The 10,129-nt window shown below is 73.6% G+C and carries 1 protein-coding gene; it reads left to right on the top strand.

Translation table 11 applies throughout. From position 1 onward, the window contains the following. Positions 1–19: 19 nt before the first annotated feature. On the top strand, positions 20–10,078 hold the full coding sequence (locus SAVERM_RS02585) for a type I polyketide synthase (RefSeq protein WP_010981852.1): 10,059 nt from the start codon (positions 20–22) through the stop codon (positions 10,076–10,078). Positions 10,079–10,129: the final 51 nt, after the last annotated feature.

Raw genomic sequence — 10,129 nt, 5'->3', positions numbered from 1 at the left:
CCGAGGACGGATGAGGCGGATGAGCAGCAAAGAAGACAGGCTTCTCGAGTATCTCAAGCGCGTCACCGGGGACCTTCGTCAGGTGCGTGAGCGCCTTCGTGAGGTCGAGGAGAAGGACGACGACCCCATCGCGATCGTCGGTATGGCGTGCCGGTATCCGGGCGGGGTGCGTTCGCCGGAGGACCTGTGGCACCTGGTGGCCGCCGGTGGTGACGCGGTCGGGGACTTCCCGGCGGATCGGGGTTGGGACGTTGAGGGCATCTACGACCCGGACCCGGATGCGAGGGGGAAGACGTACGCGCGTCGCGGTGGATTCCTGTACGAGGCGGGGGAGTTCGACCCGGGGTTCTTCGGGATCAGCCCGCGGGAGGCCGTGGCGATGGATCCGCAGCAGCGCCTGCTGCTGGAGACCACGTGGGAGACGTTCGAGCGGGCCGGCATCGACGCGGAGTCGGTGCGCGGCAGCCGTACCGGAGTCTTCGTCGGCTCCGGCTACCAGGACTACGTCAACCTCCTGGTCGGGGTGGGTGGCGAGTCCGACGGTCATCTCGGGACCGGCAACTCCGCCAGTGTGATGTCCGGTCGTATCGCCTACACCTTCGGCCTGGAGGGCCCGGCCGTCACCGTGGACACGGCGTGCTCGTCGTCGCTCGTGGCCCTGCACTGGGCGATCCAGGCCCTCCGTAACGGCGAGTGTTCCATGGCGTTGGCCGGCGGCGTGCAGGTGATGACCACGCCTACCGCGTTCGTGGAGTTCAGTCGCCAGCGCGGGCTGGCCCCTGACGGGCGGTGCAAGGCGTTCGGTGCCGGCGCCGACGGCACCGGCTGGGCCGAGGGCGTCGGCATGCTCCTGGTCGAGCGGCTGTCCGACGCCGTGCGCAACGGCCACGAGGTCCTTGCGGTGGTACGGGGGAGCGCCGTGAACCAGGACGGTGCGTCCAACGGTCTGACCGCGCCGAACGGCCCCGCGCAGCAACGGGTCATCCGCCAGGCCCTGGCATCGGCCGGCCTGTCTCCCGCCCAGATCGACGTCGTCGAGGCGCACGGCACGGGCACGACGCTGGGCGACCCGATCGAGGCGCAGGCGCTCCTCGCCACCTACGGCCGGGAGCGGACGGAGGACCGGCCGCTGTGGTTGGGCTCGCTGAAGTCCAACATCGGTCACTCGCAGGCGGCCGCGGGTGTCGGCGGCATCATCAAGATGGTCATGGCCATGCGCCACGGAGTGCTCCCGCAGACCCTGCATGTGGACGAGCCGACGCCGCACGTGGACTGGTCGGCGGGCGCGGTGCGGCTGCTGACCGAGGCCGTGGAGTGGCCGGAGACCCATCACCCGCGTCGGGCCGCCGTGTCGTCCTTCGGCGTCAGCGGCACCAACGCCCACACCATCATCGAACAGGCCCCGCCGGCCCAGGACGAGGGGCCCGCAGGGGCTCTCGTCGACGGCCCCCTGGCGTGGGTGCTCTCCGCCAGGAGCGACGCGGCGCTGCGGGCCCAGGCGGCCCGGCTGCGGCCTTCGGCACGGGGCGAGGTCCGGCCGCAGGACATCGGGCTGTCGCTGGCCACGACCCGCGCCGCCATGCGTCACCGGGCCGCGGTCGTGGGGGACAACCGGGAGGAACTCCTCAGCGGGCTCGAGGACCTGGCCACCGGGACCCCTTCGTCCCGTGTGCTGCTGGGGCGCCCGGCCGGCGGCAAGACCGGCTTCCTCTTCTCCGGGCAGGGCTCGCAGCGCATCGGCATGGGGCGCGAGCTGTACGCGGCGTACCCCGTCTTCGCCGCGGCCTACGACGAGGTGTGCGCGCACCTGGATGCCCCGGTCGACGTCGATGCCGAAACGCTTCACCGGACCGGGGGCACCCAGCCCGCGCTCTTCGCGGTCGAGGTGGCCCTGTTCCGGCTCCTCGAATCCTTAGGCGTACGGCCCGACTTCGTCGTGGGCCACTCCGTGGGCGAGATCGCCGCCGCGCACGTGGCCGGTGCGTTGTCCCTCGACGACGCGGCGAAGCTGGTGTCCGCGCGGGCCGCGCTGATGCAGGCCCTGCCCGCGGGCGGCGCGATGGTCGCCGTGCAGGCCACCGAAGAGGAAGTCCTGCCCCACCTCACCGACGGGGTGAGCATTGCCGCGGTCAACGGCCCGTCGTCGGTGGTGGTTTCGGGTGACGAGACGGCGGCCCTGGCGATTGCCGCGGGCTTCGCCGAGCAGGGCCGTAAGACGTCCCGGCTGAAGGTCAGTCACGCGTTCCACTCGCCGCTGATGGACCCGATGCTGGCGGAGTTCGCCGAGGTCGTCCGTGGCCTGGCCTTCGAGCAGCCGCAGCTCCCCGTCGTCTCCAACCTCACGGGTCAGCCTGTCGAGGCTTACACCCCCGAGTACTGGGTCCGGCACGTGCGCGAGACCGTCCGCTTCGCCGACAGCGTCCGCACCCTGCACGACCTGGGCGTGAAGACCTTCATCGAGATCGGTCCGGGCGGTGTGCTGAGCGGCATGGCACAGGGCTGTGCGGACGACATCGTCACCGTCCCCGTACTCCGGGCCGACCGCCCCGAGCGGCAGGCCGTCGTGACCGCGCTGGCCCATCTGCACACGCACGGCGTGTCCGTGGACTGGCACTCGTTCTTCGCCGGCGCGCGCAGGACCGACCTGCCGACCTACGCCTTCCAGCGCGAGTGGTACTGGGTCGACGCCCCGGAATCCGCCGCCGCCGAAGCGGACCCGGTGGACGCGGAGTTCTGGGAGACCGTGGAGCGCGGGGACCTGCAGGCCCTCGCCGAGACCCTGGACATCGGCGCAGGGGACACGTTCGGTGACGTGCTGCCGAGGCTGTCGTCGTGGCGGCGGCAGCGCAAGGAGCAGTCCACCGTCGACGACCGGCGCTACCGCGAGTCGTGGAAGCGCCTGGGCGAGCTCGGTCCGGCCGGCATCGGCGGCACCTGGCTGTTGGCCGTGCCGGCGGAGGAGAACGAGCAGACCGCCGCGGTCCGCACCGCGCTCACCGCCCGCGGCGCCACTCTGAAGACGCTGGTCGTCGACGCGGCGAGCCACCGCGCCGGTCTCGCCGGGGAGCTTGCCGGAATCGGGCCGGTCGACGGCGTGCTGTCCCTGCTCGTCAACGGCGACCCCGTGCTGCCCACCCTGCTGCTCGTCCAGGCCCTGGGCGACGCGGGCGTCGACGCCCCGCTGTGGTGCCTCACCTCGGGCGCGGTGGCCGTGAGCGGCTCCGACGCCGTACGCGACGCCCGGCACGCCCAGGTCTGGGGCCTGGGCCGCACCGTCGCCCTGGAGCTTCCCCGGCGCTGGGGCGGCCTGATCGACCTGCCGGAGTCCGTCGACGACCAGGCCGCCGTACGCCTGGCCGACGTGCTGGAACAGGCGCTGACGGGCCGGTGGGAGGAGGACCAGCTCGCTGTCCGCGCCTCCGGTGTCTTCGCCCGGCGGCTCGCCCACGCACCGGCACGGGCGGCCACCCGCCGCTGGCAGCCTCGCGGCACCGTCCTCATCACCGGTGGTACGGGCGCGCTGGGCGGCCACGTCGCCCGCTGGCTGGCGCGCGGCGGCGCCGAACACCTCGTCCTCACCAGCCGCCGGGGCGCGGACGCCCCGGGCGCCGCCGCTCTGCGGGACGAGCTGGAGGTCCTCGGCGCCCGCGTCACGTTCGCCGCCTGCGACGTGGCCGACCGCGACGCCGTAGCGGCCCTGCTCGCCCAGCACGTCTTCACCGCCGTCGTACACGCCGCCGGGGTCGCCGACGCCGGCACGGTGGACGCCACCACCCCCGCTGCCTTCGCCGCCGCGCTCGCCGCCAAGGTCGGCGGCGCGGCCCACCTGGACGAGCTGCTGGGCGATCAGGAGCTCGACGCCTTCGTCCTCTTCTCCTCCATCTCCGGTGTCTGGGGCAGCGGCGGCCAGGCCGCCTACGCCGCCGGCAACGCCTTCCTCGACGGTCTCGCCCGGCAGCGCCGGGACCGCGGCCTCACCGCGACCGCGGTCTCCTGGGGCCCCTGGGCCGACGGCGGCATGGTCGCGGACGGCGACGACGAGGAGCGGCTGCGCCGCCGCGGCCTCCGCGCGATGACCCCCGCATCGGCGATCACCTCCCTGCAGCGCGCGCTGGACCGCGACGAGACCCTGCTGACCGTGGCCGACGTGGACTGGTCGCGCTTCATCGTGCCGTTCACCCTCGGCCGACCCAGCCCGCTGCTCGGCGACCTCCCCGAGGTGCGCGCGGCGCTCGCGGTGGACACCCCCGCGGCGGGCCACGGCTCCGGTGCGCTCGCCGAGAGCCTGGCCGCGCTGTCGCACCAAGACCGCGCACGCGCCCTCGTGGACCTCGTGCGCACGCACGCCGCCGCCGTCCTCGGCCACCGCGGGGCGGGCGCCGTCGAGGCCGACCGGCCCTTCCGGGACATCGGCTTCGACTCCCTGACCGCGGTGGAACTCCGCAACCGGATCAACAAGGCCACCGGCCTCTCCCTGCCCGCGACGCTGATCTTCGACCACCCCACGGCCGCGGACCTCGCCGCCCACCTGCTCGCCGAACTCACCGGTGGCCAACACGAGGCGGTCGCGGCGGCCGCGACCGCAGCGGTGCTGGACGAGCCGATCGCCATCATCGGGATGGCCTGCCGCTACCCCGGCGGCGTGCGCTCGCCCGAGGACCTGTGGGAGCTGGTCGCCTCCGGCCGCGACGCGATCTCCCGCTTCCCCGGCAACCGTGGCTGGGACGTCGAGGCGCTCTACCACCCGGACCCCGACCACCCCGGCACCACGTACACCACCCAGGGCGGATTCCTGCACGACGCGGACGAGTTCGACCCCGCGGTCTTCGGAATCAGCCCGCGCGAGGCCGTCGCCATGGACCCCCAGCAGCGCCTGCTGCTGGACACCACCTGGGAGGCCTTCGAGCGCGCCCGGATCGCCCCCCACGCGATGCGCTCCACCACCACGGGCGTCTTCGTCGGCTCCGGCTACCAGGACTACACCGGCCGCCCGCTCAAGGTGCCCGACGGCGTCGAGGGCTACATCCCCAGCGGCAACGCGGCCAGCGTGATCTCCGGCCGGCTCTCCTACACCTTCGGCCTGCAGGGCCCGTCGGTCACCGTCGACACCGCGTGCTCGTCCTCGCTGACCGCCCTCCACCTCGCCATGCAGGCGCTGCGGGGCGGCGAGTGCTCCATGGCACTGGCCGGCGGCGTGATGGTGATGGCCGGACCGTCCGCGTTCACGATGTCGAGCCGACAGCGCGCGCTGTCCGCCGACGGCCGCTGCAAGGCGTTCTCCTCGTCCGCCGACGGCACCGGCTTCGCCGAAGGCGTGGGCCTGGTGCTGCTGGAGCGGCTGTCCGACGCCCGCCGCAACGGGCACGAGGTCCTGGCCGTCGTGCGGGGCAGCGCGGTCAACCAGGACGGCGCGTCCAACGGCCTGACCGCGCCCAGCGGCAAGGCCCAGCAGCAGGTCATCCGGCAGGCGCTGGCCAATGCCCGGCTCGCCCCGGACGAAGTGGACGCCGTCGAGGCCCACGGCACCGGAACCCGGCTCGGCGACCCGATCGAGGCACAGGCCCTGCTGGCGACGTACGGCAAGGAGCGTTCCGAGGGCCGTCCGCTGTGGCTCGGCTCGCTGAAGTCCAACATCGGCCACACGCAGGCGGCCGCCGGCGTCGGCGGCGTCATCAAGATGGTGATGGCCATCCGCAACGGCATCCTGCCGCAGACGCTGCACGTCGATGAGCCGACCCCGCACGTCGACTGGGCCGGAGGAAACGTGCGCCTGCTCACCGAGCAGACCGCCTGGCCCGACCAGGACAGGCCACGGCGTGCGGCCGTCTCCTCGTTCGGGATGAGCGGCACCAACGTGCACACCATCATCGAGCAGGCCCCGCAGACCGCGACCGCCGCCGAGGTCGAGCAGCCCCCCGCAGCGCAGGACGCGACCGCCGCCCAGCCCCTGGACGTGTTCCCGTGGGCGCTGTCCGCGAAGACCGACCGGTCCCTGCGCGAACAGGCGCGCCGGCTGCTGAACCACCTCGACCGCACCGAAGGGCTCACCCTGCCCGACGTCGGCCGCGCCCTCGTCACCACGCGGACGCAACTGGAGCAGCGGGCCGTGGTCGTCGGCCAGGACCGGCACGAGCTGCGGGCCGGGCTCGCGGCGCTCGCCGACGGCAAACCCGCGGACACCGTGGTCCAGGGCACCGCCTCGGCCTCCGGCAAGGTCGCCTTCGTCTTCCCCGGTCACGGCTCGCAGTGGACCGAGATGGCGCGTGAACTGCTGGACACTTCCCCGGTCTTCGCCGAGCAGGCCAAGGCCTGCGCCGAGGCGTTCGCCCCCTACCTCGACTGGCCGTTGCTCGACGTCCTGCGCGCCGAGCCCGATGCGCCGGACGTGGCCGACGTGGAGGTCGCCCAACCCGCGCTGTTCACGGTGATGGTGTCGCTGGCCGCCCTGTGGCGCTCCTACGGTGTGACGCCTGCCGCCGTCGTCGGCCACTCGCAGGGCGAGGTCGCCGCCGCGTACGTCGCGGGCGCGCTGACGCTGGACGACGCGGCGCGGATCGTGGCCCTGCGCAGCCGCTCGCTGACCAAGCTCATCGGCAAGGGCGCGATGCTCGCGATCGCCATGCCGGCCGAACGGGTCCGAGCGAGGCTGGAGAAGTACGGGGACCGGCTGTCGGTCGCCGCCGTGAACGGGCCCGCGGCCCTGACCGTCTCCGGAGAGCCCGACGCGGTCGACGAACTCCTGGCGGAACTCGAAGCCGAGGGCGTGCGCGTGCGCAAGGTCCGCGGCGCCACCGGCGCCGGGCACTCCACCCAGGTCGAGAGCCTGCGCCCCGAACTGCTCCACCTGTTGGCCCCGGTCGCGCCGGGCGCGGCGGAGGTCCCGTACTACTCCACGGTGACCGGCACGGTGCTGGACACCACCACCCTCGACGCCGAGTACTGGTACCGCAACGCCAGGCACACGGTGGAGTTCGAATGGACCGTACGGACGCTGCTGGCGGACGGGCACGGGGTGTTCGTCGAGTGCAGCCCGCACCCGCTGCTGGCCGACGCGGTGCAGGAGATCGCGGAGGAGACCGGTGCCGACGCCGTGACCGGCTCCTCGCTGCGCAGGGGCCAGGGCGGCATGGACCGCTTCCTGCGCTCCGTGTCCGAACTGCACGTGAGTGGCGTGCACGTGGACCTGACGGCCCCCTTTGCCGGGCGTCCGGTACGGCGCGTGGACTTGCCGACGTACGCGTTCCAGCCACAGCGGTACTGGCTGGAGAGCGCCGACCCGGTGCCTGCGGGCACCGATCCGGTCGAGGCCGGATTCTGGGAGCTCGTGGAGAACACGGACCTCTCCGGGCTCGCCGATGAACTCGGGGCGGACGACGCCGCCCTCGTCGGCCCGGCGCTGCCGGTACTGTCCGCGTGGCGTCGGCGCAGCCGCGAGAAGTCCACGGTGGACGGCTGGCGCTACCGCGTCTCCTTCCGGCGACTGACCGACCACGCGGCCCCCGGCCTGAACGGTCTGTGGCTCGCTGTCCTCCCCGCCGGACTGGCGGACGAGCAGTGGGCGCCCTGCGTCGTCGGCGTGCTCGCCGCCCATGGCGCCAAGGTGCGGGTCGTCGAACTCCCTGTCGACTGCGACCGATCGCAGGCCGCGAAGCGGCTCGCCGAGGAACTCCGCGGCGAACAGCCCGCCGGTGTCTTGTCGATGCTCGGCCTCGCCCCCGGCTGCCACCCGGCCCACCCCACGTTGTCCGCGAGCCTCGCCACGACCGTCACCCTGCTGCAGGCGCTGGGCGACGTGGACGTCCAGGCACCGCTGTGGTGTGCGACCCGCGGAGCCGTGTCCACCGGAGTCACCGACCCACTGCGCGACGCCGGCCAGGCACAGCTCTGGGGCCTGGGCGTCGTCGCCGCACTGGAACTGCCCCGGCGTTGGGGCGGTCTCGTCGACCTGCCCGAGGAGCTGGACGAGCACGCGCTGCGCCGCCTGGCCGGAGTGCTGGCCCAGCACGACGAGGATCAACTCGCCGTGCGTGTCGACGGCGTGTACGGCCGGCGCATGGTCCGGGCGCGGCCCGCCGACGAGGAGTCCGCGACACCGTGGAAGCCTCGCGGCACCGTCCTGATTACCGGCGGAACCGGCGGCGTGGGCCGGCACCTGGCCCGTTGGCTGGCCGGCGCGGGCGCGCAACACTTGGTGCTCACCAGCAGGAGCGGGCCTGACGCCCCCGGTGCGCAGGAACTGCACGCGGAGCTGACCGCCCTGGGCGCCGAAGTGACCATCGCCGCCTGCGACATGGCCGACCGCGCTGCGGTCGCGCGGCTACTCGCCGGCATCGAGTCCCGGCACCCGCTCACCGCGGTGCTGCACGCCGCCGGCACGGCACGGTCGTCCATGCTGGCCGACGCCGGTCTCGACGAGTTCGCCGAAGCCGCGGCCTCCAAGGTCACCGGCGCCATCCACCTCGACGAGTTGCTCGACGGCCGTGAGCTGGACGCCTTCGTCCTCTTCGCCTCCGGTGCCGGCGTCTGGGGCAGCGGTGGGCAGGCCTCCTACGCCTCCGCCAACGCCTTCCTCGACGCCCTGGCACTGCGGCGGCGGGCCCGCGGCTTGACCGCGACCTCGGTCGCCTGGGGCGGCTGGGCGGGCGGCGGCATGGTCGACGACGCGGTCCAGGAGCGCGGCGAGCGGCGGGGCCTGGGCGTCATGGCCCCCGAGCTCGCGATCTCCGCGCTGCGCGAGGCCGTCGAGCACGACGAGGCGGCCCTCACCGTCGCCCCGATCGACTGGGAGAAGTTCCTGCCCGCCTTCACCGTGGGACGGCCCAGCCCGCTGCTGGCCGACCTGCCCGACGTACAGCGGCTCCTGGAGGCCGAGCAGGCCGTCGGCGAGGGGACCAGCGCCGGAGCGGCGCTGGCGACCGAGCTCGCCGCTCTCGCCCCGGTCGAGCAGGAGGAGCGGCTGCTGGAACACGTCCGCGCCCAGAGCGCCGTGGTCCTCGGGCACGCGTCGGCCGAGGACGTGCTGCCCACCGCGCACTTCCTGGAGCTCGGCTTCGACTCGCTCACCGCGATCGACCTGCGTCGGCGACTGTCGGCGGCGACCGGTCTGCGCCTGCCCTCCGGACTGGCCTTCGACCATCCCACGCCCGCCAGGCTCGCCAAGCACCTGTTGACGCGGCTCCAGAGCACCGGCAGCGCCGCGGCGGAGGAACGGCCCGCCGACATGCTGGTCCAGCTCTACCGGCACGCGAGCGAGAACGGGACGGCCGCCGAGGCCATGGGGATGCTGATGGAGGCGGCCCGCTTCCGGCCGTCGTTCGAGCGGCCCGAGGAACTGGACCGGCGGCCCGCCCCGGTGCGGTTGTCGCAAGGCGACCATCCCCTCGCGCTGATGTGCTTCTCGCCGTACGTCGTACCGGCCGGGGCGCACCAGTACGCGCGGTTCGCCGCACCCTTCCGCGACCGGCTGGACGTGTGGGCGCTGGTCCACCCCGGCTACGAGAAGGGCGAGCCGGTCCCGTCCGACCCGGACGTCGTGTTCCGGCTGCACGCGCAGACCGTACGGGAGTGTGCCGGCGGAAAGCCGGCCGTCCTGCTCGGCTACTCCTCGGGCGGCTGGATCGCCCACGGCGTGGCGGCACACCTGGAAGCCATGGGGGAGCGGCCGGCGGCCGTGGTGATGGTCGACAGCTTCAGCCGCGAGGTCCCCTTCGACCACCAGGTGCTCAACGCGATGGCCCAGGCGCACTCGCAGCGCCTGGACTTCATGAGGTCCGGCGGCGAACAGCTCACCGCGATGGGCCGCTATATGCGCCTGTTCGACGACTGGGCCGCGCCGCAGATCGCCGCGCCGACCCTGCTCGTACGGGCGAGCGAGCCCATGCTGGCCGGCGCCGGTGACGGTGACGGGCGCGCGGCACCGCCCGAGCACGTGGACACGATCGTCGAAGTGACCGGAAACCACTACTCGATGTTGGAGGACCACGCCGGCACCACCGCGGCGGCGGTGGATTCCTGGCTGGCGGACGCCGTCACCGATGCGTCCGGCCCCGTAGCACCTGCGGACGCAACGACCGCATGACCGGCCCGCGTCCACCGCGAGTACCCCAGACCCGGACAGAGCAGATGTGGG

This window comes from Streptomyces avermitilis MA-4680 = NBRC 14893, assembly GCF_000009765.2.
Taxonomy (GTDB): Bacteria; Actinomycetota; Actinomycetes; order Streptomycetales; family Streptomycetaceae; genus Streptomyces; species Streptomyces avermitilis.
Note: the sequence above shows the minus strand (reverse complement) of the source record. Positions and strands in the feature narration are given on the sequence as shown.